Annotated in this window: 34 protein-coding genes; 30 read left to right on the top strand and 4 right to left on the bottom strand. The window is 61.8% G+C overall.

Going from position 1 to position 24,662, the window contains the following annotated elements; genetic code table 11:
- Positions 1 to 179: 179 nt before the first annotated feature.
- Entirely contained in the window at positions 180 to 1,307 is a 1,128-nt protein-coding gene (locus IV500_RS04660; RefSeq protein WP_312875835.1) for an ATP-binding protein, read from the bottom strand.
- A 148-nt stretch (positions 1,308 to 1,455) separates the two neighbouring features.
- Here IV500_RS04660 and IV500_RS04665 point away from each other — a divergent pair, with 148 nt between their 5' ends.
- From IV500_RS04665 to IV500_RS04680, 4 genes are all read left to right on the top strand, one after another.
- Entirely contained in the window at positions 1,456 to 1,941 is a 486-nt protein-coding gene (locus tag IV500_RS04665; protein ID WP_230854490.1) for a phosphatase domain-containing protein, read from the top strand.
- Between the two features lie 71 nt (positions 1,942 to 2,012).
- Positions 2,013 to 2,684: a peptidyl-tRNA hydrolase gene (locus tag IV500_RS04670; RefSeq protein WP_196395657.1), complete on the top strand. Its 672-nt coding sequence runs from the start codon at positions 2,013 to 2,015 to the stop codon at positions 2,682 to 2,684.
- On the top strand, positions 2,684 to 2,980 hold the full coding sequence (locus tag IV500_RS04675) for a hypothetical protein (protein ID WP_196395658.1): 297 nt from the start codon (positions 2,684 to 2,686) through the stop codon (positions 2,978 to 2,980). Before IV500_RS04670 ends, IV500_RS04675 begins: the two co-directional genes overlap by 1 nt.
- A gap of 53 nt (positions 2,981 to 3,033) precedes the next feature.
- Positions 3,034 to 3,822, top strand: a complete 789-nt coding sequence (locus tag IV500_RS04680) for a hypothetical protein (protein WP_230854491.1) — start codon at positions 3,034 to 3,036, stop codon at positions 3,820 to 3,822.
- Positions 3,823 to 4,338: 516 nt separating this feature from the next.
- Here IV500_RS04680 and IV500_RS04685 read toward each other — a convergent pair.
- On the bottom strand, positions 4,339 to 5,118 hold the full coding sequence (locus IV500_RS04685; RefSeq protein WP_196395660.1) for an MBL fold metallo-hydrolase: 780 nt from the start codon (positions 5,116 to 5,118) through the stop codon (positions 4,339 to 4,341).
- A 304-nt stretch (positions 5,119 to 5,422) separates the two neighbouring features.
- On the opposite strand from IV500_RS04685, the gene IV500_RS04690 reads away from it, so the two are divergent.
- Together IV500_RS04690 and IV500_RS04695 are read left to right on the top strand one after the other, a co-directional pair.
- Complete coding sequence (locus IV500_RS04690; protein WP_196395661.1) at positions 5,423 to 6,478, top strand: hypothetical protein; 1,056 nt, start codon at positions 5,423 to 5,425, stop codon at positions 6,476 to 6,478.
- 89 nt (positions 6,479 to 6,567) lie between these two features.
- A complete protein-coding gene (locus IV500_RS04695; RefSeq protein ID WP_196395662.1) occupies positions 6,568 to 6,804 on the top strand; it encodes a hypothetical protein in 237 nt (78 codons plus the stop codon).
- 99 nt (positions 6,805 to 6,903) lie between these two features.
- Here IV500_RS04695 and IV500_RS04700 read toward each other — a convergent pair whose 3' ends face one another.
- Positions 6,904 to 7,236 (bottom strand): hypothetical protein, encoded by a 333-nt coding sequence (locus IV500_RS04700; RefSeq protein WP_196395663.1) that lies wholly within the window; start codon positions 7,234 to 7,236, stop codon positions 6,904 to 6,906.
- A 162-nt stretch (positions 7,237 to 7,398) separates the two neighbouring features.
- On the opposite strand from IV500_RS04700, the gene IV500_RS04705 reads away from it, so the two are divergent.
- The 17 genes from IV500_RS04705 (at position 7,399) to ligA (ending at position 19,762) form a co-directional block, all read left to right on the top strand.
- Positions 7,399 to 9,714 (top strand): transglycosylase domain-containing protein, encoded by a 2,316-nt coding sequence (locus IV500_RS04705; RefSeq protein WP_196395664.1) that lies wholly within the window; start codon positions 7,399 to 7,401, stop codon positions 9,712 to 9,714.
- Between the two features lie 7 nt (positions 9,715 to 9,721).
- Complete coding sequence (locus IV500_RS04710) at positions 9,722 to 11,359, top strand: hypothetical protein (protein WP_196395665.1); 1,638 nt, start codon at positions 9,722 to 9,724, stop codon at positions 11,357 to 11,359.
- A gap of 65 nt (positions 11,360 to 11,424) precedes the next feature.
- The gene (locus IV500_RS04715; RefSeq protein WP_196395666.1) at positions 11,425 to 11,973 is read left to right on the top strand and encodes a hypothetical protein; all 549 of its coding nucleotides are present in this window, start codon (positions 11,425 to 11,427) and stop codon (positions 11,971 to 11,973) included.
- Between the two features lie 84 nt (positions 11,974 to 12,057).
- Entirely contained in the window at positions 12,058 to 12,897 is an 840-nt protein-coding gene (locus IV500_RS04720; RefSeq protein WP_230854492.1) for a hypothetical protein, read from the top strand.
- Between the two features lie 31 nt (positions 12,898 to 12,928).
- Positions 12,929 to 13,159 carry a hypothetical protein gene (locus IV500_RS04725; protein WP_196395668.1) on the top strand — a complete coding sequence of 77 codons (231 nt, stop codon included), beginning with the start codon at positions 12,929 to 12,931 and terminating at the stop codon, positions 13,157 to 13,159.
- An 85-nt stretch (positions 13,160 to 13,244) separates the two neighbouring features.
- Complete coding sequence (locus tag IV500_RS04730) at positions 13,245 to 13,388, top strand: hypothetical protein (RefSeq protein ID WP_196395669.1); 144 nt, start codon at positions 13,245 to 13,247, stop codon at positions 13,386 to 13,388.
- The gene (locus IV500_RS04735; protein WP_196395670.1) at positions 13,385 to 13,882 is read left to right on the top strand and encodes a hypothetical protein; all 498 of its coding nucleotides are present in this window, start codon (positions 13,385 to 13,387) and stop codon (positions 13,880 to 13,882) included. The genes IV500_RS04730 and IV500_RS04735 overlap by 4 nt, the downstream gene beginning before the upstream one ends.
- Entirely contained in the window at positions 13,875 to 14,003 is a 129-nt protein-coding gene (locus IV500_RS21875) for a hypothetical protein (RefSeq protein ID WP_281063985.1), read from the top strand. Before IV500_RS04735 ends, IV500_RS21875 begins: the two co-directional genes overlap by 8 nt.
- On the top strand, positions 13,996 to 14,355 hold the full coding sequence (locus tag IV500_RS04740) for a hypothetical protein (RefSeq protein ID WP_196395671.1): 360 nt from the start codon (positions 13,996 to 13,998) through the stop codon (positions 14,353 to 14,355). The genes IV500_RS21875 and IV500_RS04740 overlap by 8 nt, the downstream gene beginning before the upstream one ends.
- A gap of 66 nt (positions 14,356 to 14,421) precedes the next feature.
- Entirely contained in the window at positions 14,422 to 14,736 is a 315-nt protein-coding gene (locus tag IV500_RS04745) for a hypothetical protein (protein WP_196395672.1), read from the top strand.
- Positions 14,733 to 14,924: a hypothetical protein gene (locus IV500_RS04750; RefSeq protein WP_196395673.1), complete on the top strand. Its 192-nt coding sequence runs from the start codon at positions 14,733 to 14,735 to the stop codon at positions 14,922 to 14,924. The genes IV500_RS04745 and IV500_RS04750 overlap by 4 nt, the downstream gene beginning before the upstream one ends.
- A gap of 206 nt (positions 14,925 to 15,130) precedes the next feature.
- Positions 15,131 to 15,442 carry a hypothetical protein gene (locus tag IV500_RS04755; RefSeq protein ID WP_230854494.1) on the top strand — a complete coding sequence of 104 codons (312 nt, stop codon included), beginning with the start codon at positions 15,131 to 15,133 and terminating at the stop codon, positions 15,440 to 15,442.
- A 40-nt stretch (positions 15,443 to 15,482) separates the two neighbouring features.
- Positions 15,483 to 15,743, top strand: a complete 261-nt coding sequence (locus IV500_RS04760) for a hypothetical protein (RefSeq protein WP_196395675.1) — start codon at positions 15,483 to 15,485, stop codon at positions 15,741 to 15,743.
- A 1-nt stretch (position 15,744) separates the two neighbouring features.
- Positions 15,745 to 16,062: a hypothetical protein gene (locus IV500_RS04765; RefSeq protein ID WP_196395676.1), complete on the top strand. Its 318-nt coding sequence runs from the start codon at positions 15,745 to 15,747 to the stop codon at positions 16,060 to 16,062.
- Positions 16,063 to 16,191: 129 nt separating this feature from the next.
- Positions 16,192 to 16,953, top strand: coding sequence for a hypothetical protein (locus IV500_RS04770; RefSeq protein ID WP_196395677.1), 762 nt, complete (start codon positions 16,192 to 16,194; stop codon positions 16,951 to 16,953).
- Positions 16,954 to 16,992: 39 nt separating this feature from the next.
- Positions 16,993 to 17,463: a protein kinase family protein gene (locus tag IV500_RS04775; RefSeq protein WP_196395678.1), complete on the top strand. Its 471-nt coding sequence runs from the start codon at positions 16,993 to 16,995 to the stop codon at positions 17,461 to 17,463.
- A gap of 190 nt (positions 17,464 to 17,653) precedes the next feature.
- Positions 17,654 to 19,762: an NAD-dependent DNA ligase LigA gene (gene ligA / locus IV500_RS04780; RefSeq protein WP_196395679.1), complete on the top strand. Its 2,109-nt coding sequence runs from the start codon at positions 17,654 to 17,656 to the stop codon at positions 19,760 to 19,762.
- 171 nt (positions 19,763 to 19,933) lie between these two features.
- On the opposite strand, the gene IV500_RS04785 is transcribed toward ligA, so the two are convergent.
- Positions 19,934 to 20,251 (bottom strand): hypothetical protein, encoded by a 318-nt coding sequence (locus IV500_RS04785; RefSeq protein WP_196395680.1) that lies wholly within the window; start codon positions 20,249 to 20,251, stop codon positions 19,934 to 19,936.
- Positions 20,252 to 20,793: 542 nt separating this feature from the next.
- Here IV500_RS04785 and IV500_RS22475 point away from each other — a divergent pair.
- From IV500_RS22475 to IV500_RS04815, 7 genes are all read left to right on the top strand, one after another.
- Complete coding sequence (locus IV500_RS22475; protein ID WP_512699632.1) at positions 20,794 to 20,970, top strand: DUF8462 domain-containing protein; 177 nt, start codon at positions 20,794 to 20,796, stop codon at positions 20,968 to 20,970.
- Between the two features lie 108 nt (positions 20,971 to 21,078).
- Positions 21,079 to 21,741, top strand: a complete 663-nt coding sequence (locus tag IV500_RS04790; RefSeq protein WP_196395681.1) for a hypothetical protein — start codon at positions 21,079 to 21,081, stop codon at positions 21,739 to 21,741.
- A gap of 73 nt (positions 21,742 to 21,814) precedes the next feature.
- Positions 21,815 to 22,363, top strand: a complete 549-nt coding sequence (locus tag IV500_RS04795; RefSeq protein WP_196395682.1) for a hypothetical protein — start codon at positions 21,815 to 21,817, stop codon at positions 22,361 to 22,363.
- Positions 22,364 to 22,461: 98 nt separating this feature from the next.
- Positions 22,462 to 22,692 carry a hypothetical protein gene (locus IV500_RS04800; protein WP_230854495.1) on the top strand — a complete coding sequence of 77 codons (231 nt, stop codon included), beginning with the start codon at positions 22,462 to 22,464 and terminating at the stop codon, positions 22,690 to 22,692.
- A 32-nt stretch (positions 22,693 to 22,724) separates the two neighbouring features.
- The gene (locus IV500_RS04805; protein WP_196395683.1) at positions 22,725 to 23,348 is read left to right on the top strand and encodes a hypothetical protein; all 624 of its coding nucleotides are present in this window, start codon (positions 22,725 to 22,727) and stop codon (positions 23,346 to 23,348) included.
- Between the two features lie 70 nt (positions 23,349 to 23,418).
- Positions 23,419 to 23,580, top strand: coding sequence for a hypothetical protein (locus IV500_RS04810; protein WP_196395684.1), 162 nt, complete (start codon positions 23,419 to 23,421; stop codon positions 23,578 to 23,580).
- A 161-nt stretch (positions 23,581 to 23,741) separates the two neighbouring features.
- Complete coding sequence (locus IV500_RS04815; protein WP_196395685.1) at positions 23,742 to 24,650, top strand: helicase associated domain-containing protein; 909 nt, start codon at positions 23,742 to 23,744, stop codon at positions 24,648 to 24,650.
- Positions 24,651 to 24,662: the final 12 nt, after the last annotated feature.

The raw sequence follows: 24,662 nt of genomic DNA on the forward strand, positions 1-24,662 counted from the left end.
GCGGGTGCCGCACATAGGGGTGCCTTGGTGGTCTTTCCCGGAATCCGTTATCCGCTTTTTCAGCGGCACCGTTGCCGGTACGTCCACCCTGGCTGACCATCTCACTGCTGTGCTTCCTGGTCCGCCAATGAGCGCCCTTCCACATCAATACTGTGCGGTGATGCCAGCGAAGGGATCGTTCAGGGGCGGCCGGGCGAGTGCACCCGCAGCCCGTACGCAGGGGTTCCGCGGAGAAATTCGCGGAAGGTGGGCACCGCAAAATCCACGTACCCGTGCCCGGTCGGCTCGATGGCGCCGGCGGCAATGAGCCTGATGCGGTATTGGGCGCCGTAGACAAGATCAACGCCAAGCCGCGACGCAACCTTGGCTGTGCTGGAGGGCCCGTCATCCTCGGCCATGGCCAGCAGATAGGACTGGTCGACCGCAGACAGGGCGCCGTAGGCGGATTGGAGAACGGTCGCACCCATCCGGCGCTTCGCTTTCTCCAGACCGGCAGTTAAGGCCGTAGCGGTGACCGTACCGCCGGCCCGGCGTGCCTGACTCCACACGTGGTATCCGACGAGCTGGATGAGGAACGGGTATCCGCCGGTGGCAGCGGCCAGCATATCCAGATGCTCATCGTCGACGACAACGCCGCTGTCCTGGAAGGTTTCCCGGAATGCCTCTTTCACCTCCGGAATGGACGTGGCGTGAAGGTTGTACCGCTCGGCCCGGCGCAGGAATGTGGAAACGCCCTCCGCGAGCAGGTCGTCGACGGCTTTGGGTAACCCGGCCATCGCCAGGCCGACGGGAAGGCTCTCACGGATAAGGTGTTGGACGACGGCGGCCAGCTCGGAAAGCTCGCTCCGGTCAACGGCGTGAATCTCATCAACACTGATCAGCAGTCCGGTTCCGAATTCTCCCAAAGTGGTGAGCAGATCGGTCACGCGTCGGCGCCAGTGGACTTCACGCGGGGGCGGCAGCTGGGTGTCCACACGGATGGGCCCAATCGTCACCCCGGTGACCCGGCGCCCGACCGGTCCGTCCCCCATTTCTTCGGAGGCGGTGCGAACTGCGTCGGCGATTCTGGCCACGAGCCCTGCCGTTGCCGTTTCGGAAATAACGATCCACCCATGCTCGATCGCTTCATCCTCGACTTCCCCAAGCATGACGGTCTTTCCGATCCCGCGGGGGCCGGTAAAAATGGACAGCAGCCCTGGCGCGCCGGGTCCGTTCTCCAGGCTTTCGGCGAAATCCTGGCGGAGGTTTTCACGGCCGACCAGCAGTGGCGGACGTGCGCCAGCGGTGGGCTTGAACGGGTTCTGCACAGGGATCCTTTACATGTTTATAAATCCTTTACATCTTTTACATTTGCCGATCATAGCTGTCCTGGGGGCCCGAGGCCAGAGCAGCCGGGGAAACTCTCGTTCAACCGCCCCGGGCAGCGTTAGCGGTTCGTCCGCACACATAGTGATCATGCGATCTCTTCCGGAAGCCGTCATCTTTTCTTTCAGCGGCACCCTAGTCGACACAACCCGGATCAGCCACCTTGTTGCCGGGCACCATCCTGCGTGTGACGCGCCTGCTGCGGATCTCTTCCAGCTCGAGGTGGTCTCTTGTCCGCCGGTACAGCAGGTCGCCCGTCTCCTGAAGATTGAACGCGGTGTTGGCCGGATTGTTGTGCTGGTCGCCGCGGACCGGGACCATTACCGTCCGCATATTCAGTCATGGCTGGACCTGAACGGTCTCGCTGTGGATGAAATGCATCTGCGCAGTGTCAGTGACCACCGCCCGGACGCCCTCACTAAGACAGAGCTCGTATCCGTTCTCCAGGAGCGTTACGAGATCGTCCACGCTTACGAGGACCGTACCGATGTGGCCCGCGCTTACGAGCGTCTCGGTATCGGCGTTACGCTGACCCGCGGCGTCACCGAAATTGCCCGCGATGCTGCCGCAGCCTAACGGTGACCCCGTACCGCAGCTCTGCACACAAAGATAGTGACCGACCCATTCTCCAAAGATCAGGAACACCGATGAACGCCACACACAGCCTTGTGCAGCCGATTGTGCTGCTCGTGGACAAAAACGATCCCGCCAGCCACCGCGACAGTATCCTGGCCGCCGCCGTCGCGAGCGTGGAAGCTTATGCCAAGATCCTGGGCCCGTCCGTTGTCTGTCATGAGTCGTGGACGCAGTGGCTTTCTGGCCGGTTTACCAAATCGGTCCGCCGCGCCGACCTGAAAGCGTTCGCCAGGCTCGCTGCCGACGACACCCGCAAAAATGAGAGTCTTGTCACGATCGGAAAAGCGAAAGCCATGGCTTACCTGCCGCAGTCTTATGCGGAGATGCCCAAAGCCCTGACCCGCCTGCAGGTCTCCGGGACCGACCTCCCCCACGAGCCAGTCACCACCTCGTCCCGGCAGCGCAGCGGGGACCCGATCATCGTCCTCAACGGTGCCCTCGGGATGTCCACGGGAAAGTCCGCGGCCCAGGCCGCCCATGCGCTGTTCGCCTGGCAACTGAACCGCGGGCTCGACGATCCGGAGTTGGCGTCCCTGCAGCTGCGCTCCACGGACCTGATCATCGCTTCCGCGGAAGAGTTCATTACTTTGCGCACCTGCGCCGCCGGCCCGTTGATCGTTGATGCAGGCCTGACCGAAATCGCCCCGGACACCGCCACGGCGTTCGTTATCGAAAGGCCCTAATGAAAATCATCGACGATCTGGCGGAATCCCGCCGCTTCCGCCGCGACGTCGTCGCCACCTGGGGGCGCCCCAACCAGCCGGCACCGGAGCGGCTGTACGGGAAAGGGGCGTTCGTTCAGCACTATGCCCTGGACCGGCTCTCCCCTAAAGCCCTCTGCGGCGGTTCGGTCATGCTCGTCTCCGATCAGCCTTTCATCACCCGCACCCGTCTGCAGTGCCCACTGTGCGTTTCAGTCGTGGCCCGAATCATGGTGCGCGCCGTAGCCGAACAGGCAGCTGCCCTGACGAAGAAGTAACCCCGGTGCCGTAGCCGGTGACGCCATCCGGCATATCCGTACACATGGCGAGCATGACGACCACACTTTTTGACAACGTCCCGCTCAAGGATATGGATCCTTCAGCGCTGACCATGGCCATCTTCGCCGACATCCGGAACATACCGTCCATCGACAACGCCAAAGTGTCATCAGCCATCTCCGCCGCGGCATACCTGCACCTGCACCAGACTCGGGCCAACCGGAAAGACCTCCCTCGGACGTCCTATATTGAGCATCCTTTAAGAAATACGGTGAGAGTTTTGCGCTGGGGTGTGGCCTCTGAAGCCATCCTGACCGGAATCATCCTCCATGACACTGTCGAAGACTGTCTGACCCGCATCCTTGGCGCTTTTGTGCCAGGCGACTGGAGCGGGCTGAACGAAACGGCGCAGCGGGAGCTGGCGTATGGGTGGATCGCCGGTGAGTTCGGCCAGGAGTCCTCTGATCTGGTCCGCTCCCTTACCAACCCCGTCACGGAGGTCGAACACCTCACCAAAGCTCAGAAGCGTGAAAATTACGCAGTCGGGGTCGCAGCAAAGATCCGCGGCAACGCCGGGGCGTTCATCGGCAAGTTCACCGACTTCATGGACAACGCCGGCGGACTGCACCACAACGCGGTAGGTGGAAACGAACAGATGATCAGCCACCTCATCGCAAAGTACCACCCTCTGGTCGCTATCTTCCAGACCGAGCTGAACACCAACAAGGACGCAATCCGTGCACTGGTATCGGCAGCTGGCTACGCTGACATCGAGCTCAAGCTCTCCGTGCTGGGCCGTCGCCTCGGCGCACTGGCGGGCCTATATGGGACGGCCGCATGAGTGCTGTGAACGAGCCACCGAGCGTGGGCACCCCCATCGCCGGCCTGGCCGTCCTTCAGGCGGTCGAAGGCCGCCCTGACCTGGTGCTGAATGGTGTTGCTTAGGACCTTATGCGCTGAACAGTACCCGGCGGCGGCCAGAGGTCATCCGGGCGCATCCCTTTGATCCGTCCTCCCTGGTATCGGTAGCCAGCAATATTGGTGCGGTAACGGTTGTGGCTGCAGTGAGCGCAACGGGTGCAACGGGCGCCGGAGCATCGGCCAAGACCAGTGCACCAGTGCATTCAGGACACATTGTCTCGATCCACACGGTCCAGCCGCACTGCTTGGCAAGCCTGATCGCTACGCTCTGAGGGTGCGGGTACTCAATGACGGTATTGCCCGGGCAGGGGTTCCCGTCGCGTCCGTCGCATTCGATAGTGGTTACAGCTATGGCAAGAATTGGCAAGGTTTTCGGCTTTCAAGGGGTGCGCTGATCGGAGCGCGGAGACGAAGAAGGAGGTGAGACTGCGGCGCGTTAGATGCGCAGGGACGCTAAAGCGTCACTCAGAGGCATGGACAGGGCGGGGCCGTGTCCGGGAAGAATCACGGAGGCGTCAACACCGGCAAGGGCTTCCAGCGCCGCAACAGCACGCACCGGTTCATGATGGAACATGCGATGAAGCATCTGGGGCCCGGTATGCCGGCTCAACGCATGTCCTGTGATGAACGAGTCCCCGGTGACGATGACATCAACCGCCGCCAGCAGGAGTGAGACGTTTCCCGGGGTGTGGCCGGAAACAACGATCGCCTGCGGACTGCCAGGCAGGCCCCGGAGTTCTTCAACCGACCAGGCCCGGGCCGCGGTGGCCGGCTTCGCGGTCAACGATCCGGCCGCAATAGCATGCGCGGCCCAGCGGAAAACGCGGGGGTTCCAGGCTCGCGGCAGGACCTGAGCGAACCCGATCTGGTGCTTTACAACCCCTTGAACCTGCCGCAGCTCTTCCGGGCTGCACAGGACGGGTGTCCCGTAGGTGTCTGAGAAGTAGGCGGCCGAACCGGTGTGGTCAGCGTGTCCATGTGTGATCAGGAGGGCCTGTGCATCGGACGGGACGAGGCCCACGTGTTCGATGGATTCAATGACAAGGGTGCGGTCTGCTGGGTAGCCACTGTCGATGAGGATGAACCCGGACTGGTCCTTGACGATGATCCAGTTGGACGCGGGACCTTCGACGAAGAAGACTCCCGGTGCCGGTTCGGAAACCTGAGAGGAGGCCTGCCAGCCAGACGTCTGGCGGCGCGCTGTATTGGGGGGCAAAAGCTGTACTCCTGAAGATTGATCAGATGATTTTTGTACAGCCTGCCGGGCATCCGCCAGAAGGGCTTGTGACTCCTATAGTGCCATCTGGTTGACGCTCAGACAAGTCAAGCTAACTGCCGCACGCTTACACATGACACATGTGGCGAAGTTCACCACCTATTTTGTCAACACGTAGAATATGAAGTGACACAAGTACCGGAAAGGTGCAAAAATATCTCAGCGTGTTCCGTAGGGGCTAGAGGGGACAAATAATTATTTGGGGACATGATCTGTCACCAGGGATCGGCAGGCTGAACCAGTCATGAACACAGTTACTGACACCCGCAGCAAGTGGGTCCTTGTGGACTACCTGGACAAAGACCAGTCCGGGCTCCTTAGCATCGGTGAAGTGAATTTCCATGGCGCAAGTGTCCGCAAGAACCTGGACGCCCATGGTCGTGAACTTCTCGTTGACCGGATCCGCGCAGTAGAGGACACAGGCATCGGTATTGACGAGGTCGTGGAACGCCGCAAAGAGAAATTCCGTGTCCTCGCCGAACCCATCCTCTCCCCCTCATCACGTGGAATTGTCGCCGTCCGGGCAATATACGTCCCCGTCGGTGAGCCGGTCCCAAGCCGACCTGTTACCGGAGCCCTGGAATGGGTCATCTGGGATGACGGGCGCATCGAAACGGTCTGGGATGACGATATGTTCACCATCTATGAAATCTCCCGTACAGGATCTGCCAGCCCAACAGGGGATATGAACCAGTGGGTGAACAGCCTCATCGCCCCTGAAGACCGTGCCCGAATGAAGCTCACCATCGACACCGGGATCAAAGAATCCAACGGCCGCCGGTACTTCGTGCATTACCGGATCGTCACCCGCAAAGGCACCACGGATACTGGAGTCAAAAACCTCGAGGTCTCCTCAAGCTCCAACCCGGACCCGGTCCTTCCGTTGCGACGCCTGCGTGCCCTGACCCGCGAAGTACCGGAGCTGATCCCAGCGATCAACCCGGAATTCGGAGACACCGGCAACCTGATGCGCGCTGTGTTTGACCTGTCCACCGATGCCGTACTGCTCGCCGTCGACGTCCGCCGCTGGCAGACGTTCATGACCTCCAACAGCTGGGCGGCGTTTGGCATCCAAACCCCCCAATACGGGTACCTTCCCCATGTCATCCACCCGGATGATTTCGAGGAGTTCCGGTACGCGGTCACCACGGTGACCCAAGAGCCGGTAACCATCAGATTCCTGCATAGTTCCGGAGGCTTCCACCCGTATGAGGTCACGGTAAGCAGTGGTCCTAGTGTGGCGGAGGACCCCGAATATGTGATCTGCAGGATGAAACCGGCCGTGGTCGCTGTCCTATAAAGCAGTGGTGAGAGGGAATGGCTTTCCCGCACACATGAGAGGCACTAGGACCGGAGCCGCCGGCCGGGAAGACTGCAGGAGCCACCCTCATGAACGTTTACACCCTTTTCCCCGGAGACACTCTCCTGCTGGTCGCAGGTTCCGCATTCCTGATCGGGGCAACCCTCATCGTTGCATTGGTCCTCGGTGTCGGCGCCAAACGCCGGGACTCTGCCCTCACGTCCATGCTGAAACAGATCTCGGCAACCCACAACGCACCGCTGCGCAAAACGTACCTCGTCGAAATCGTTGACGAAACCGGAAACGCCCTAGCTTTGTCCAAATAACCGGGATGGGCGCGGCACGGCGTCCTGCCCGCTGCGTGGGGTGGACAAATCAAAGAGCCGGTGCAGACCTCCGCACCGGCTCTTTTGCTGCACCCAAAGTTACTGGATGCTGGAGGCCACCAGTCCGATCACCATGATCAAGGACAGCAACACACCCAGGGCGCATATAGCGCAGGCGATCCAGCCGAGCACCTTGCCGGCGTTGGAGGGGCACCCCATCCGTTCTGCTTTCTTCGCGGTGATGATCGCCAGCGGACCGAAAATGAATCCGAAGAAGAACAAGCCCAGAATCCCGAAAAGCAAGGAGTTCTGCTGGGCCTTCTTACCCTCAGCGTATTCCGGTGAGCAACCCACAGCGCCCACCCCCTGGTAAGTCGGCGGCGCCGTATACGGCTGAGAGGGCTGATTGTTGTCATATCCTGGCTGGCTCATGGCGCCTTTCGGTGGAGTGTGCTGCGGACTCACTGGCAAACATGCGTAGACCGAAGTGCCGACCGGAACGGTGAGCTCTTCAGCCTTGTCCGCACACATGCCAGACATCGTCATGATCCAACGCGGCCGCCGGCTGCCCATGAGCGTTGCCAGGAGCACATTTTGAGACGCGCACGCACCGAGATGGGCGGCATCGAGCAGCTGCTCGAATCGTCCATGCACGAAGATCAGTCCATCGCACGCCCGTTCGCGGTCCGTCTCGCAGGATTCATCGCAACCGTGCTTCTGGTGTCCCTGACGGGTCTCCTCGCCGCCCCGGTCGGCATGCTCGCAGCCGGTGGCATCGGCACCGCCGTCGACTACTGGGATAAGCTCCCATCCGAAATCCCCCTCGACGTAGCCTTGCCGCAGCACACCGTCCTGCTGGATAAGAACGGCAAAGAGTTCGCCCGGTTCTTCAGCGAGAACCGTATCGACGTAAAACTTGCCGACGTCTCCCCTACCTTCACCGACGCACTATTGGCCACCGAGGACGCCCGTTTTTACACAAACGGACCCATTGACCTTGTCGGCACTGTCCGGGCCACCATCAACAATGCGCGCTCGGACCAGGCCCAGGGCGCTTCCGGCATCACCCAGCAGCTGGTCAAAAACCTTCTCGTGGCCCAGTCCGGCGAAACGGCTCTACCCTCACGGGATCTGGGCACCAAACTTCAGGAACTCAAATACGCCGCCGGGCTGGAGAAAAAGCTCAGCAAAGACCAGATATTGGAGATGTACTCCAACACCGTCTACTTCGGCAACGGGGCCTACGGCATTCAGGCGGCCGCGAAAGTCTACTTCGACACCACAGCTAAAGACCTGACCCGCACCCAGGGAGCCACCCTGGCCGGCATCCTCAAAGGCCCATCCCTCTATGAGCCGTTCACGAACCCGGACGGCGCTCTCGCCCGCCGCGACACAGCCTTGTCACGGCTTCGGACGACCGGAAAGATCACTGAAGCTGAAGCCACTGCGGCTGCAGCCGAACCGCTCGGCATCAAAAAAGGTGTCCTGGTCAACGGCTGCGCCAGCTCCACGTACCCGTACTACTGCTCGCTGGTCCGTGACGAAATCCTTTCCGACCCGGCGTTCGGTGCCACCGCCGAAGCCCGCGCCGAAAAGCTCTCCCTCGGCGGCATGACCCTGACGACAGCCCTGGACCCGGCGGCTATGAACACGACGCAGAACGCTGTGACGAACGCGCTCGGTAACGACAACCGGGCAGCCCTGGCCACCGCGGTCATCAAACCCGGTACTGGCCAGATCGCAGCCATCGCCCAGAACCGCACCTGGGGTGACGGCCCCGGCCAGACCGAAATTGTTTACGCGAAATCCCCCTTCCAGGTCGGATCCTCCATGAAGCCAATCACCCTCGCAACGGCTTTGGAGCAGGGAATCCCGGCAACCACACGGCTCAACGCCAACAGCCCTTACACGTCCCCGACGCTGGACTCACCGCCGGGCGGCTTCATCAACTACGGCAACTACAGCTGGGGAACCGTGGATGCCCGCCGCGCCATCCAGCTTTCCCTGAACATCTACTTCATCAGGCTCATTGAACGTACTGGCGTCCTGCCGGTCGCTGACATGGCGGCCCGACTGGGCATCACCTCCCTCCCCCGGACCGGCCCGAACGCGATCAAGGGACAGGAAGCGTCCCTGACCCTGGGAGCGTACGAGATCTCCCCGCTGGAAATGGCGAATGCCTACGCCGTGTTCGCCGGCGACGGCGTCGCCTGCCGCCCTGTTGCGGTGACCTCCGGCATCCGCGCGGACACCGGCGCCAAGATCACCACCCCGGACCCGGATTGCCACCAGGCGATCGCACCGGCCGTAGCGCACACGGTCGCTGACATCCTCAAGATGCCTTTCACCGGGCCCGACGGCACCCTGTTCCAGATGGGCGGGCTCCCCGGCCGCGAGGCGGGCGCCAAGACCGGTACGACGAACGACTACGCCGCCAACTGGATTGTCGGGCTCGTCCCGCAATACGTCACGGCTGTCTGGCTCGGTGATCCGCGCGGCGGCAGCCAGTACCCGTTGAACATGGTGCACGCTTACGGCCGCGACTTCTACAACCTCACCGGAAGCGAAGTTGCCAGCCCGGTCTGGAAAGAAATCATGACACAGCTGACAGCAGGACTGCCCGTGATTCCTTTGCCGAAAGCCGACGACGTCGCGACCAGCTCCAGTACTGCACGGACGATCCCTGATGTCCGCGGGCTCTCCGTCAGTGAAGCGGAAACCTTGCTGCTGCAGAACAATCTGACCCCGGACATTGCCGAGAGGACTGCTGACCCTAACCCGCTGTTGGCCAAGGACATTGTCGTCGCCCAAACCCCGGCGGCGGGCAGCACTTTCTCTTATCGGGAGAAAGTCAGCATCACCCTCAGCCAGGGCAGCGACACCACCATCAAGCTCCCGGAACGGAAGTAGGACCACCATGGGAATTCAGCATTTCACCCGGAAATCGTCAACAGCTGTCCTCACCGGGACCGGCATCATCACCGCCATCGCGGGCTTGACCACCTTGGCGATGGTGATGATCGGCCTGCCGCCGGCCGCCGCACCGGCTCGCCAGGCACCGGCTGATCCGAAGTTCTCCGTCGCGGATTGGAAGCAGTCCCCGGCAACCATGACCCTTACCGACGTGCTGAACAATCCGCCGGCAGGCTGGGCAAAACAGGGCGAGCTGCAGCAGCTGGTGACCGCACCTCTGCCGTACTCATGCCCGCAGCCCGGGCTGGCCCCGTCCGTGTCGTTAGCCCGGACCTTCACCTCAGGCAGTTCACGCTTGCAGGTGATCACCCTCGCGTACACGGCAGGGATTGGTGCCGAAGCCATGAGCCGGCAGGCCTCCAACGCCTATGTGTGCGCCGGCTCCGAAACTGGGCTGACCCTGGGCGGTGTGAACGGTCCGGGCACTGACGCAAAACTGGCGACCACATCCCGTGGCGGGGTCAGGGCCTCGGTGTTGTCCTTCCGCCGCGGCGACGTCATCACCTACGTCACCGGTTCCCCCGCCGACCCGCTGCAGACCCTGGCTAAAGCCTTCGATGACGGGTTGACCCGCCGCCTGAGCCCGGTCTGCGTGGACCAGGAATCCACGACCGCTGACGCTACCCGGTCCCCATGGTCCAGTGCCGGTTACTCGCAGTATTCGCAGGAGGCCACTGTCGCCATCGCTGAGGTCCCTTTGCCGTCCACCGAGCCGACAAACGCACTCTCCACCCCGGCCACGTCCCCTGCTCCGGATCCCACGCCGTCACCGGCAGCGACGCTTGAGCGCGTCCCACTCCCAGCTCCGGACCTCGTGGACCGCACGGTGACACCGATGAACCGGCCGTCTTTTCCGGTGGCCCCGGACATGCCGGCACCTGTTGCCGAACCCACACCCCCGACAGCGCCCGCAGCAAAAGCGATCCTCAGCGCGACCGAGCAGGTTCCTACCAATGACGCCCAGGGCCCCGGCTGTGGCTGGGCTTTCACCGGAATGAAGCCCCTCGAATTTGATGAAGCCGACGCAACGAAGACCCGTACTGCGTTGTTGGCCGGGACCAAAGCGAAGCTTGAGGCGGACGCCAAGACCTGGCAGGACAGCGTCCTCACCTACTGGACCGGTTACGCCGCATACAAGAAGCAGGCCGCTGCCTACAACGCCTACGCGGACCAGGTCGCTCAGGTCAATAAGGCCTGGACTGTCATCGGCAACTCCTGGGCCAGTTACAACGCGGCGGTGCAGGACCGGGACCGTAAAGCAGCGGTGCGGGCAGATTTCATCACCCGCCAGGACGCTGCCCGGAAGGCTTACGACACGAAGACCGCCCAATGCGCAGTCATTCCCACACCATCGCCTTCCCCGTCTCCCAGCCCTGCACCGTCTCCTTCACCGTCTGCGTCGCCGAGCTCTTCCCCGTCCGCTGAACCGTCAGCGACAGCCTCGGCATCCCCGTCTCCGACACCCACCCCGAGTGCCTCCCCGCAACCGGGATGCCCGGCCGATCGTCCGGCGATCCTGGATCAGTCAGCACCAGAGGTTCCGGCCGAACCAGTCAGGCCCGCTGATCCTGCGAAGGGCTAGATCGGGGACGGAGAACGCAGTCTCTACGCATGTGTCCGGTTGACACGACTAGGAGAAACCGGACCATGAGCCTACCCACCGCGCAGGACCCGTTCAAAGCTTTTGACTATGCCAGTCTGACGGAGTTCCACAACACCGCGTACGACAATCTGGGCGGAATTATCATGTCAGGTGGCTGGTTCCTGGCGCTGGCCGCCGGCATCATGGTGTACGTGGTCCGGCGGGTGGATAAATCCAAACTCCCGGCGGTCTGGGCGAAACGCTCCTTCTGGGCTGCCGGGCTGCTGCTTGTCGTTCCGATCCTGGGCTCCGGTGTCATGGAATTGACCTCAGGCTCCGGGGACTCGGTGCCGAACTTCGCCGGCCTGGCCACGGGAGCCACGACCTCGGATAAGAACGGCGAATTCACCACCTGGGCCGAGGGTCGCTACAAAATTGATCTGACCGGGATCCAGGCCTCCGAGCTGCAGAAGCTCACCAACAAGGGCTTCATGGTCACCTCCAATGAGACCAACCCGGTGATCTTCAACGGCTCCCTCATCCACGGCACCTCGGCGGCAGGCCAGATCATCCTGGTCGACAAGGACGCCAAAGAAATGCCGGTTAGAAAGTAGACCGGTGAACGGGTTCTACGCCGTAACTGGGCAGGATCCGCGGCTGCGGGAAGTGAAAACGGGACCGCCGTACACATGAGATCCATGACCGAAACACCTGAGACCTCTTCTGCTCCGTCCTTTGACCTGGCCGCACTCGAAGCGACGGCCAGCGCTGCCGCCAAACTGGCACCCGGCAACTGGTTCTGGCGCGGCAACACCGACCACGAAGAGCCATCCCTGAACTGCATCGTCCCTTCCCTGGGAAGGGTCGAAATCCTCGGACACGTCCCGATCGACCGCGTCGCCGATTCCTTCGAAGCCCGCCAGCACCTTCGCGAGTTCAAAGACACCTTCATGGTGACCGACGATGAGGCTGAAAGGCATATGGCGGACTGGCTGTGGGCCGATCAGGCCTACGATCTCCCCAACACCGACTCCCGGCTGTCCGTCACCGATGAACGCAACGTCAAACAGCCCGTACGCGACCTGGCCGTATACGAGGTGGCACGCCACCGCGGGCTTCCTGATGACACACCGCGAACCCATGAAGGTATTTACCGCGGCAACATTGTTGACGTCCGTAACCCGATCGCCCAGCATCTGGCAGCCGCCAGCGCCGACACTGTCCTGGCCATGGTTGAGCGGATCCGCGAACTCGAAAAGCAGGTCCAGCTGGTCAGTGAAGCTGCTGTCTATTTAGACGACCTCATCGGTGAGACCTACGGGGGTGGCCCGACAAATGACGACTACGTCCGCGAAGCGGAGAGGTTAGCTTCCCTTTCGTTTGCTTCCGGCGCCGTCAAAGCAGCTCTCAACGGCGTCAGACCGTACGACTATGTGGGCAGCGAGCAGGCCGACAAGGATGTTCGCCAGCCATTCCGCTGCTACGTGCTCAGCAGCACCAGTGCTAACCCCGAGTCCGATTCGGAAGTCAGCCGATGACCCTCCCCTCCAAAACTGAAAGAACCACACCATGACCACCTTCCTTATCGTCATCTCCGTCCTCATCGCCTGGCTGGTCGGGGCGTTCTTTGTTTGGGCCCTCATCCACGGCGCTCAGATACTGCGCCGCCAGGAAGTCGCCGCCTTGATTGCCGCAGAGCAGGAACACGCCGGCCGGGACGAGGCGGATTCCGCTGACGCTACTGACGCCACCGTCATCTCCATCATTCCGGACGATGCACAGCTTCAGTCAGCCGCCTAAGAGACCGGACCGTCCGGATCATTGTCAGCAGCCCCACTTATGCCCACGACAGGTCCCGCTCAGGGGAATTTTCCGATCCGCACACATGATGCCTATGAAAGATCTGCAGACCATTATTGACCGCCGCCAGACCGCCGGCTTCGACGCCTGGCAGCGGCCCGTCTCATTCGATGAGCTGGGCACGTTTATCGACACATGTGAAGTCTCAGAACTGATTGGAGCCCGATGAGCCAACCCCAGACCGAATCGCCTACAGAAACCGCTCTGCCGTGCGCGGTGTGCCTGATCCCTCAGGAACGCGTGGACGGGGCCCCTGACATCCCGTACGGGGCGAACATCTTCACCACCACCGGCCACTACGGCTCCACCGCTTTTGATTCGGTTTTCGGCGGTGAGCACCTCGAACTGCTCATCTGCACGTCCTGCATAGGCATCATGAGGGCTAACTCGGCCATCTACCGCGTCCTAGAAGCCACCGAGGCGACCCTGGAACAGCGGAACCTGTGGCGCTCCACGGAAGACCCGTGCGGTGACAACCCCTGGAACAAGCAGCGGCTCCGCAATGAATTCGCGATGGAAGACTACTTCGAGGCGGTCACTGCCATGACGCAGGAGTGGGCCGAGCTGATCTACGACGCCTGCAACGAAGCCTCCCGGGCCGGGAAAGCCTTCGACCCTGCCTCGATCCCTGCCCCGCAGACACAGGAGCCGGCCCGTGGCTGATCTGCTGGGCGCCTACTTCAAAGCAGACCATATCGGCAGCGTCCTGGTGGTCGCGGCTGTCTTCGCTGTCGTGAAGCACTCCGAACGTCTGCTCCAGGTCCGGAAGGATCCGAATGGGTAGCACGATCACACCGGAACGCCGCCGCGGGTACCACCGCACCCGCCCCGTCCCTGTCGAGCCCTTCACCTTCGCCCTTGACGGACACGCCTTCGAAACCGACGGCAAGCACCTATGGGTCACTACGCCGGGTACGGAACGGATCGACCGGACCAAGGTCAGCCGGTACCTCGGCGACCAGTCCATCCGGAAAGGCTACCCGCGCGAGCTCATCCGTCCTGAGCCGATAACCGAAGGCTGGGCCCGCATGGCTGCCGTTTTCTGGCTGGGCTGGTCGGCCACGACCGATGCCGCGGCGTTTCCGCCGGTGTTTCTGGACCATTACGTTCGACAGCTGGAGTCGGGAAGAGCCTGAGCTTCTGCCGCACACATGGATGGTGAAACGCCGGCACCCGCCGGCCAGCGACCTGAGGAGAATCCTGTGCAGAAACCTGACCTGGTTGGCTACATCACGCTGCGTGTGCCGATCCGACTCATCAAAGAGAGCGAGTCTTGGGAGATCCCTGAGGTGTACACCTACCTTCAGCCGGGTGAGCCTGAGCTCGTCTCCCATGACATACCCGCCGCCTGGCATGAAAGGCTCCGCGAAGAGCTGGAAGAGGGCGGCGGTATCGAAGTTGGCCAGTGGGGTCCGGAAGAACTGGCAGCTACAACAACCCTCAGTGAGCACCCGCTGCCGACTGAACCACCCTTGCCGTCACTGGACCTGTTCAGTCTCCTGAACGCGGGCCAGTGAAGCGCAACCTTCGCTCTGCAGCGGACGGCGCCCGCAGGAAGGAACTTCGCCGTCGCAAGCGGGCGCGCATGAAGTACGTCTGCTGCGAACTGTGCCTGAGGAAAGTTCCTGGCCGGCTCGGCCGCGCCGAGCACTTCCGGCCCACCGGACGGGCCGCAGCGCTGCGCGACCAGGCCCTCAACTCCTGAGCAGGCACGAATCCGCTCCGTTCGCACACATCACAACTATGAGCGCCCCCGCGGCACGTTAGCCCAAGGGCATCGCCGCCGGCGGTCGACCGAGCTGGACCTGACCCGCAGGGCCCTCCGCTATGAGATGGGCCTGGCGGCAACAGCCTAAGCAGAAAGCCGGGCGTCCGGGGAGCCTGACGTGCGCCGCCGCACACATGGCAGTCATGAAGATCCTCAATATCAATCACCGCGCCGTCGGGCAGGTCGAGATCGCTTTGCCGTTCGAAACGGACGAACAGGTCGGACGCGCCTGGGAGTATCTCGTTGCCTGCCGCCATCTTGCCGATTTCAGCTACCGGCCTGATTCCGAGGGCGAGGACGAGGACCGCGCGTTCATCGCGTCCTATCTGCGGCGTCGGCATGGCGGCGAATGCATGGAGGGCCCTGAATCCGACGAGATCCGGCGGATAATCCCGAAAATCTGGCAGGCCGAGCTGAGTTTCGACATCCGCGAACTCATCGGCGTGGAGCCCTGATACGGGGAGCGGGGCTTCCCGCTCCGTACACATGAGGGTTATGAGCACCGATGCCTCCCCTGCCATTGAAGCCACCTGCACCCGGCACCTCCCCTACACGGTCCACGAAATGCACTCAGCCCGTGGCAACATCTGCAGGCGTGCCGCCGTGGCCAAAGACAAGGACGGCAGAGACATCTGCGCTGTCCATCGTGGTGCTGATGTCAGGGGTGAGCAAATCCGCCAACGCTCCAAGGACCGCTATTACCGGCGCCTCGGCATCGACCAGAAGACCGGAAAGAAACTCACAACGAAGGACTGACATGCCAGGCAAAAACAGCGCGCTGAGCGTCTCCCGCCGCGAATGGCAGAGGCTTCTGATCGATAGCTGGGGTAAGGAGAACGAACCCGGCGGCGAGCCCTGGTTCGGTGCCGGCCGTTTCGTTCAGCACCTGACCCCCGGCATCTTCGCTCACGTCGGCTTCTGCGGCCGCGAAACCGGCGACACCTCCAGCAACCCGATCCGTACCCTCATCGGGATCACCTGCCCTGGCTGTACTCGGGTGGCCAAACAAATTCGCCGGCGCCTTGACGCCGAGAACAGGGCAGCCGCTGCATCAGGGCACCCAGATCGCAGTTGACGTCAAGCGGCGGATGTCCAGGATTTCCACTTGGCGGCTTTACCGCGCTGCCGGCGAAGACGCACGGCTTTCCCCTGCCGGTGGCAGAGGGCGGAGACACCTAGCCGGCGCTCCGTACACATAAAAGGCATGTCAACTATGATCTGCAAAGTCCTCGGCTACGGCCTGACCGACCTCCAACACGGTGATGACCGCATGAACTGGGAATCACCGCTGCTCGACTTCACTGCAGCGCCGACTTTCACGGAGTTCGCCGACCACCCCGCCACTGTTAAGGGGCGGGAGTTCAGCTGGCTCGAACCCGCCGAATGCGTCCGCCGGATGGGCGACGCCCACCCGCACCGGAGCCTGGATTCCTGTGTCGTACACAACGCTGAGAGCGGATCGGAGAGCGTACTGGTCCTCGTCCCGCCGTCCCGGGCCAACGACTGGTCGCGGTCCGATGACACCTTCGACTACCTCGAGGCCCACTTCGGCGACGAGCCGGACATGGAACCGGTTGTAAGGGAGCTCCGGACCGGCATTACCCCGTTCGACGGACTCTGGATGGACAGGGAGACAGGGGCCGAGCTCCACAAGTTCGGCATGTTCCGCCGCCTGCTCCAGTCCGGGGACCCCTCTCCCGAGCGGCTGCTGGCCGCGGCCCGCAGTATCGCCGTCCTCCCAAACTTCGACGCGGACGAAACCCTGGGAGAACTGGCGGCGGGCACCATCACCGGCAAACCCGTGACCGATACTGAGCCTTTGTTCCATGATGCCGACGTGGCCGAGGATCGGTTGGTCCGTCTCGTGCCGGCCGAGGTCCGCGAACTGGCCTCCTTCGGGCACTTGTTCACCGACCCGGACACCTGGAAGTCCCTCGTCCCGGTCCACTACACGTACTGGTCCTAAGCCGGCCGCAAACCAACCATCGACGGAAGAAGTGCAACCGTGTTCGATAACATTCCCGCCATCGTGCCGTGGCCCTTCCAGGGCACATCCGGCAAGACCCTCATCGGGTTCAAAGGCGGGTGCCCGGACCTTTTCGCGAAGAAGGAACGCGCCGCCGTTGAGGACCTCCTGAAAAAGCACGGACTTAACGAGACACTCGTCATCGTTGACGACGAGGACAGCCGCGGATACCTCCTGCTCCTCGACGAGCACACAGACGGTAGACTGTTCGACTGCGAACTCAACACGGACGACGAGTCCATTCTGCTGGCCTACAACTCCCTGGTCCCCGGGGTCTTCGTCTACGACCTGCTCCGGCTGATCACTGCAGCCGCCAATCCGGAAGACCCCGACACGCTTGAAAAGCTGATCAGCGTCGTCCGAAACACCCACGTCATCTGGTGCGACGACGAAGATGACGACTTCGTTCCTTTCACCTGGGCTGACGTCGAACTGTTGCTGGCTAGCTGAATACGCAAAGAAGTTCCATGCGTGGGCGACGGTGAGGGATTACCGTTGAGATCACCGGGTTCCGCCGAACCATGCCGGCTCCTTGCCGAGCCCCAAAATTGTGCTCGTTCCGCGCACCGGTACGGGCACTTCCGCGTGGCTCGCCGCACACATAAAGGTGTAGGACTTTCACAGCAAACAGAGGAAAATCATGAGCCTTTCACCCCAGAACCGTCAGCCGGTCGGTGTCCCCGTCGGCGGCCAGTTCGCGGCCACCAACCACGCAGAGCCAGGTATCGGCCTCGGCACATTCGCCAGCACCGAAGAGTATGACGCAGCGGTCACCAATGCCTTGTCGGCGGCCCGCGCCTACGAGAGGACCGACATCGAAGAGATGACGGACACCGACTTCGACCGGCTCCTGGCGAAGATCGCCTCCCATGAAGCAGCGAACGGGATCCAACCCGCGCATGACTTGCACGATTCGGTCGGCCACGGCGGTGCCGCCGGTGGAGATGTCGAGCATGCCACCATGATGAAATCCCTGGACAAGCCGGGCGAAGACGCGGTCATCGAGTTTGCCGCCAAACACCCGAAAGCTGTCATTGAGCCCAAGATCGACGGACTCGCGATCAGCGTCAAATACGAGGACGGCAGGATGGTCCGTGCGGCCCGACGCGGTGACGGCTACACCGGCGAGGACGTCACCGACCGGGTCCGCGGCGTTGACGGCCTGCCGGAGATGGCCGGGGAAGGCGACTACGAGGTCCGCGGCGAGCTGTACCTGAACGACGAGAACAAGGCCAAGGCCAACGCCGTCCGTGCCGCAGCCGGGAAGGAGCCTTTCGCGAACGCCCGCAACGGGGTCGCCGGGATGCTCAACAAACAGGACGGCTCGTACAAGGGGCTTTTCTCCTTCGCCGCGTACAGCACCACGATCGACGAAAAAGCCGATCATCTGGATAATATGGAGCAGCTGGAGGGCATGGGGTTCACCACGGCCCGGTCGCTGCTCCCGCAGTCGGTCCTGGACGCCGCGGATCCGATGGCCGCCATCGCCGCCTTGGGCGCCGAACGCAAAGACCTCGGCTTCCTCATGGACGGTGCGGTGCTCAAAGTGAACACCGCAGCGGAACGTGCCGAGCTGGGCGAAGGCTCCCGGGCACCGAAATGGGCTGTGGCCTACAAGTACCCGGCGGTGGAGGAACCGACCGTGATTGAGGACATTGAGTTCAACATCGGCAAGACGGGCCGATTGTCCATCCGAGCCAGGCTCACCCCGGTCGAGGTGGACGGTTCCGTCGTCGAGTATGCCTCTCTGCATAACGTCGGGCACCTACAGGCTGCCGATATGCGAATCGGTGACACCGTCAGCGCGTTCCGCGCCAACGACGTCATTCCCCAGGTTCATTTGCCGCGCGCTGACCTGCGCCCGGAAGACTCACAGCCGTGGCAGCCGCCGGCGGTCTGTCCGCAGTGCTCCGAACCGTTCGACAAGAGCACGGAGCTTTGGCGCTGCCACACACCCGAGTGTTCGGTGAGCGGCCGGATCGCCTACGCCGTTTCCCGTGACGCGGGCTTCGACATCGAAGGTCTCGGAAGCTCCATCGGCGACGCCCTGATCGAGAAGGATCTGGTCAAAGATGTCTCAGACCTGTTCTATCTGACCGAAGACCAGCTGTCCGATCTGGACATGGGCGCGACTTCCACCGGCGGGACCCGCACCTTGGGTCAGAAGAATGCTACGAAGATCATGGCGGAAATTGAGAAGGCCAAGGCCCAGCCGCTGAATCGGGTCATCACGTCCTTGTCCATGCGGTTCACCGGGCGCACCTTCGGCCGTCGCCTGGCATCCCAGTTTGAAACGATGGAGGCCCTTCAGGCAGCGACGGTATCCCAGCTGGCCAACGTTGAAGGCATCGGTGAGAAAAAAGCTGCGGTCATCCACGAGCAGCTGAAAAAGAACGAGCCAGTCATCGCGAAGCTCCGTGCTGCAGGCGTGAACATGGGCGCCCCGAAGCCGAAACCCGAAGCCGGTGCTAAGGGTCCGAAGCTGGCCAAGCCGAGCGGTGAACCCCTTTCTGTGGTCGTCACCGGCAGCGTGAAGGGTGCGCCAACTCTTGCGTCCCTGTCCCGTAGCGGAGTCCAAGAGCTCATCGAAGCCAACGGCGGCAAGGCTTCCGGGTCTGTCTCCAAAACCACGGACCTCCTTGTTTGTTCGGAAGATGGCTCATCGAAGTGGGTCAAAGCAAAAGAGCTCGGCATCAGGATCGTCACCCCTGAAGAGTTTGCACAAATGCTGGAGGATGGCGAAGCGTAGTTCGTCCCGACATCGCAGAGGGGTCTGTCCGTTTCGGCGGGAGACCCCTTTTTGCTGTCCGAGTCTATTGCGAGAGCCGTAAAGGAGGATGGTCGCTGTTCGATCTGTCTGAGACTCCCGGCCGACAAAAAGCCCAGCGTAACCTCTTTCGAGTCGATACGACCAGCGACGTTACGGGTAGTAATGCGTGAGGACCCATTGCCCCAGATCCAAGCCAGTCCAAAAATGCTGGTACATTCCAAGGCCCAGTATCCAACCGACGGCATACCCGGCCCGACTCAATTTACGGGGGAACCCTCGCCTCAAGCTGTCGGAAAGTACGAACGCAAAAAGTATGGGAAGCGTGTAAGCCGCAATAACTCCGATAAAAATGGCGATCGGAACCAGGACATAGAACCAGCCGATGGTCGCCGGCACCAAGGCATCTTCATGATGAAAGAAAACGAACAAGATCGCGTCGGTGACTATCAGGACTCCATACCCCCACATAAGAGTCCATAAACTCCACCAAATGTAGTGGGCATCGACCGTGGAAATACTATTTGCAGGTTCCATGACTATTGGCTGTACCGGAGGCAGTTGAGCGGGAGCGGGTCGACTCCCGATCCGAGATGGCTTCCTTGGATGCCGCCGATGTATGACAGCAGTGAAGCTCCCTGCAGCTTCACGTGCAGATTTGGTCAGGTAATGAGCGAGTATCGATTCGATGAGCAGGATTGCCAGGTAGCCAGCGAAGGTTGCCACAGAAGTAGTAAAAGAATATTTCAGCGCCCACACTACATATGCAACGATGATGAGCAGGGCGAGATGTATAAAAGGCCTCAAGTACCCACTCCGTTTTTCCTGTCGTTGTGGCAAGGACTGCTGACGACGGTTCCTTGCCGGGATGCTGTGCAGTTTCCTCTGGCTGCGCCCGCACGGTGCAGTGAGATTTTCATTGTGCTCCTCAGACGCTGGCTGAGGAAGATCTGGGCTTCATCACTGGCGCCCGCGGAATCGGCAGCACCGTCATGCTTGGTGCCGATTAGGATCTGGCCCGCGGCCCCTCAACTGCCGGCAACATCAGGCGGCGCGTGGTAGGCCAGTCAAACCTTGTGGCTAACAACAGGGCCCGCCTTCTGGCCGCCGGTTTTGTCGAAACCACCGACCATGGCAAGGTCAATTTCGCCACCCCTGTTTGCGCGAGTATCTGCGGAAACATCCGCTGATCTGACCTCGCGTGCTACGGGCAGTTATTCCCGGCCGTCCGCACACATGGATGGCATGGAAACCACCGTAAGGGCTGCGGCCAAACCCGACGCTGTCACTGAAGCATCATGAAGCTGACGTTGATGAGCGAGGCGTCCGACCGGTTTTTGGAACGCCACTGGGACCTGACCGACGCCGAACCCGTCATGTCGTACCCGCTGATGCCGGCACGGGAATTTACCCCTGTGGACTTGCGCATTTGGTGGAAGACCGCCCACGGCCATAGGCCCACAACCTGCAGGGCGCATGCCTGGCCGGCCAAGGGCCACGACCCGGACCACACTTTCGCTTCCTGGAGCGACGTCCGCGGTAGCTACCCGGCAGCCATGCCGCAGTGGGTCCAGGACATGTCTGAGGTGGTCCGCACTGATTTGGCGGACAACCGGATGACCCCGAGCAGCGGGACCACCGACATCTGGGGCTACGGCAATGACCGCCGCTGGGCTGTTGAGGATGCCGCACCGGTCACGAATACCCGAGGCCAGGAGACCGTTCCTGCCGAGTTGGACATTTCGTGGAGCTTTTACCCTGACCGTCCCGAGCACGAGCACCGCTACAGCGTTTACGCCTACTCGGCCGGTCGCGGCGACCGCACATCTGTCCAGTGGGGTGGCACCCGCAGCTGGCAGGGCCCCGACCTGCCGGATTGGATCCGTGACCTCGTCGATGCACAGTACGAAGACCTGGCAGCAGCCGGTAAGTCATCGACCGCTGAACGGGTGAACCACTGACCGCTGCTGCTGTGCCCGGCTACCCTTCAGGGGCTCGGGGAGAGCCATTTCTGTGTCCGCACACATAGGTTCCATGAGAAGCCTGGATCGAAATTATTTGTCCACCCACACTTCAGGTTCAGAGAAGGCTGTCGTCAGTCTCAGCGTTGCCGTCCCCACCGGGGTTGATGTGCCCGCTAACCCGGACGGCACCCGCCCGCGCATCACACTCAACGCCACCGGCGTCACGTACACACTCGTACTCGCCGCCCTCCAGCACCTTCATGAAGACGGTGACGGACTCCTTCAGGAACTCATCGCCGACGTCGTAACGGACGAGGATCTGGAGGCCTTCAGTTCGCTGGAGGAAGCGGCTCCGTTACTGACCGAACGCGTCCACGCCGTTACGTCGCCTTTCCGCACATTTGAGTGGAGTGCCGAGTTGACGCTGGAAAGCGCAGACGGCAGACAGGAAGAGAGTTCCGTCGACTTCGAGCTGATCAGCCCGTCCCTTGGTGTCGGCGTCCCGGCCACCGTTGCGATGACCACTCCGCAAATGCTTACCAACGTCGCCATCAGCTTCAGCCCCAAAGTTGAGGACGATGACGACTACGAGCGCAATGAGGTCCTGGTCGTTTCCTGACATATCCAGGAAAACTCGTCACCGTTCCTATGGGCGGCGGGTTTTCAGGCATGCCCTAAACGGGGAGACCCGTCCACCCCTCCGCACACATCAGGAGTATGGCAAATACAGCAGCTCCCAAAGACCTCCGGAATTTAGTCAGGTTAGCCGAATCCCAAGGCTGGGAGTTCGGTCGCACCCATAGCGGTCATGTGAAATTCTGCAGCCCCTACAGCACCACTCAGCCGGTCTTCTACTCCGGGACTCCGGGCGACCACCGCGCCCAGAAAAACCTCGTCGCTAAATTACGCCGCGCCGGACTCGACATCCCCCACCAGTTCGCCTCCTAGGTGGACGGTCGGGCCCTCCCCTGAAAGACGACATGACAATCATCCCGCTCTCGTTCAGCAGCACAGGATCATTTGATTCCCCCCACGACTACGGCACCATGATGGTGCAGGGCGGTGAGGGCGGCACCGTCTTTGTGCAGGCAGGCGGCAGTTACATCACCGCCTACATCGAATGCTTCCCGGAGAATTCCTTCCTCCGGGGCGAGGGCGCCACCCTTGCCGAGGCCGACGCCGCGTGCTGGGCCAAGCTCCAATCTTTCACCAGCTGTGAGCATCAATGGGAGGTCCGCGGATACCGCAACGGCGGGGGCATCTGCAAACACTGCGGCCAGTTCGGCTCCAAAGTCTTCACTCCGGAGCAGCTGGGCCTGGCCTGCACTGTCTGCGGCGCCCCCACCTTCCATATCCTCTTCGACGACCAGCGCAAACCTGACGTCGAACAGAAGTCCCGGTGCGAGGCCCACGACCCGAAATGGCCGTACTTCATCGGACATCTCAAAGCCATGCGCAACCGCCGCAACGATGAGACCGCAGGCGCCATGTACACCCGGCTCAGCAAGGTCGCCAACTACGGCGCAGTGGAAGACCCGGGGGCCCTCGCATGGGCGTACGCCAACCTCGACATGTCGGACGCACCCCGAGATGAGACACCGTGACTACCATCACCGTTCACGACGTCGTCGCCTTCCTGCTCTACAGGCACGGAAGACACGAGGATAAGAGCCCATGACCACTGAGATCAAGTACACCAGGGTGCCCACCGGCATGGTTCGCTGGAGGCTGCAGTATGAGGATGGAACAAACATTCACCTCTTTGTCGGCTCCGAGAATTGGTGCGAGAACAACATGGCGAAGGCGAAAAAACTGCCGAGCACGCAAAACGCCTGACGGACGCCGCCCTGGCAAAGAAAGCCTAAGACCGTGCGCCCTTGAACGACAGGTTTCCCGCGCGGCGGCATTATGCCTGTCACGAACACCCCGAGATGAAGGATTGAAAATTGGTTGCGCAAAGCAGGCCCAGCCCAGGTGGACAGATAAGTTTGGGATCGATGACCATCACAAAGGAAGCATCCGGCAGCCAGCACCGCCCTGACAAAATCTGCAGAAGCGAAATGCGTAGGCTCCGGCTTGTCGAACGGCTCACGGGGTTGAAATCATTCGTGGAGGCTAACGGCCGTCTTCCACGAACTACGGAAGATCGGTCCCTGGCTGCGTGGATGTACCATCAGCTCAAGGGTCACACCACCGATCCCTTTTACGTTCTGGTGCGCGAAGAAATCGAGGGAATCCACCGCGAACTCGGAGCTCCCGACGGCACCAGCCGGTCTGATGAGAACGCCCGCCGACGCCGCCGCGCTGAACGCTTACTGCAGCTGAAAGCGTTCACTGCCGAGCATGGCCGACTGCCAAATGAACGCGCAGAGCACAAGGCCGAACGATCTCTGGCAGGGTGGATGCGCAGTTTGTTTTCATCCCGCACCGCACGTCCGGAATACGACCAGGTCCGTGAGGAAGTCGAAAGTATCCGCCGCGACCACGACGCCTGGAGCATTCAGTTGCGAAAGCTCCAAGACTTCATTGCCGCCAACGGACGGCGGCCGACACACGCGGAAAATACAGCGGCTGCAACATGGCTTGATCACAACATCGCCCGACTCCGAGAGGGACGATTGCACGAGAAGCGCGCGTCCGAGCTGAGTGCCTTTATGGAGGAGTGCCCGGATACGTTGCGTTCCACCGAATGGGACACCAATTTCATTTCAGTCACTGCCTGGTTCAAGGCTCACGGGTGCCTCCCCCGCCGCAGAAGCAATGATCCCGACGAACTCCGACTGGCGAACTGGCTCAACTGGAACCGGCGCTCCCACCGGGTAGGGGCGCTTAGTGCAACACAATCCGAACGGATCGCCGGTCTTGAGCCACTCCGGGCTTCTGGCAGACGCTTACCGGGAAGCTAACTCTCCTCCTCC

It is taken from the genome of Arthrobacter terrae (genome assembly GCF_015708085.1).
GTDB lineage: Bacteria > Actinomycetota > Actinomycetes > Actinomycetales > Micrococcaceae > Arthrobacter_M > Arthrobacter_M terrae.

Bases quoted from the DNA above. Each gene is read 5' to 3' on its own strand.
- IV500_RS04785 (WP_196395680.1), bottom strand. From the start codon at position 20,251: ATGTGGGGGTATGGAGTCCTGATAGTCACCGACGCGATCTTGTTCGTT.
- IV500_RS04720 (WP_230854492.1), top strand. From the start codon at position 12,058: ATGACCGAAACACCTGAGACCTCTTCTGCTCCGTCCTTTGACCTGGCC.
- IV500_RS04815 (WP_196395685.1), top strand. From the start codon at position 23,742: ATGACCATCACAAAGGAAGCATCCGGCAGCCAGCACCGCCCTGACAAA.
- IV500_RS04740 (WP_196395671.1), top strand. From the start codon at position 13,996: ATGGGTAGCACGATCACACCGGAACGCCGCCGCGGGTACCACCGCACC.
- IV500_RS04810 (WP_196395684.1), top strand. From the start codon at position 23,419: ATGACCACTGAGATCAAGTACACCAGGGTGCCCACCGGCATGGTTCGC.
- IV500_RS04795 (WP_196395682.1), top strand. From the start codon at position 21,815: ATGAGAAGCCTGGATCGAAATTATTTGTCCACCCACACTTCAGGTTCA.
- IV500_RS04710 (WP_196395665.1), top strand. From the start codon at position 9,722: ATGGGAATTCAGCATTTCACCCGGAAATCGTCAACAGCTGTCCTCACC.
- IV500_RS04790 (WP_196395681.1), top strand. From the start codon at position 21,079: ATGAAGCTGACGTTGATGAGCGAGGCGTCCGACCGGTTTTTGGAACGC.
- IV500_RS04695 (WP_196395662.1), top strand. From the start codon at position 6,568: ATGAACGTTTACACCCTTTTCCCCGGAGACACTCTCCTGCTGGTCGCA.
- IV500_RS04665 (WP_230854490.1), top strand. From the start codon at position 1,456: ATGCGATCTCTTCCGGAAGCCGTCATCTTTTCTTTCAGCGGCACCCTA.
- IV500_RS04755 (WP_230854494.1), top strand. From the start codon at position 15,131: ATGAAGATCCTCAATATCAATCACCGCGCCGTCGGGCAGGTCGAGATC.
- IV500_RS04675 (WP_196395658.1), top strand. From the start codon at position 2,684: ATGAAAATCATCGACGATCTGGCGGAATCCCGCCGCTTCCGCCGCGAC.
- IV500_RS04690 (WP_196395661.1), top strand. From the start codon at position 5,423: ATGAACACAGTTACTGACACCCGCAGCAAGTGGGTCCTTGTGGACTAC.
- IV500_RS04725 (WP_196395668.1), top strand. From the start codon at position 12,929: ATGACCACCTTCCTTATCGTCATCTCCGTCCTCATCGCCTGGCTGGTC.
- IV500_RS04700 (WP_196395663.1), bottom strand. From the start codon at position 7,236: ATGAGCCAGCCAGGATATGACAACAATCAGCCCTCTCAGCCGTATACG.
- IV500_RS04760 (WP_196395675.1), top strand. From the start codon at position 15,483: ATGAGCACCGATGCCTCCCCTGCCATTGAAGCCACCTGCACCCGGCAC.
- IV500_RS04765 (WP_196395676.1), top strand. From the start codon at position 15,745: ATGCCAGGCAAAAACAGCGCGCTGAGCGTCTCCCGCCGCGAATGGCAG.
- IV500_RS04715 (WP_196395666.1), top strand. From the start codon at position 11,425: ATGAGCCTACCCACCGCGCAGGACCCGTTCAAAGCTTTTGACTATGCC.
- IV500_RS04680 (WP_230854491.1), top strand. From the start codon at position 3,034: ATGACGACCACACTTTTTGACAACGTCCCGCTCAAGGATATGGATCCT.
- IV500_RS04800 (WP_230854495.1), top strand. From the start codon at position 22,462: ATGGCAAATACAGCAGCTCCCAAAGACCTCCGGAATTTAGTCAGGTTA.
- ligA (WP_196395679.1), top strand. From the start codon at position 17,654: ATGAGCCTTTCACCCCAGAACCGTCAGCCGGTCGGTGTCCCCGTCGGC.
- IV500_RS04735 (WP_196395670.1), top strand. From the start codon at position 13,385: ATGAGCCAACCCCAGACCGAATCGCCTACAGAAACCGCTCTGCCGTGC.
- IV500_RS04670 (WP_196395657.1), top strand. From the start codon at position 2,013: ATGAACGCCACACACAGCCTTGTGCAGCCGATTGTGCTGCTCGTGGAC.
- IV500_RS04730 (WP_196395669.1), top strand. From the start codon at position 13,245: ATGATGCCTATGAAAGATCTGCAGACCATTATTGACCGCCGCCAGACC.
- IV500_RS04770 (WP_196395677.1), top strand. From the start codon at position 16,192: ATGTCAACTATGATCTGCAAAGTCCTCGGCTACGGCCTGACCGACCTC.
- IV500_RS04805 (WP_196395683.1), top strand. From the start codon at position 22,725: ATGACAATCATCCCGCTCTCGTTCAGCAGCACAGGATCATTTGATTCC.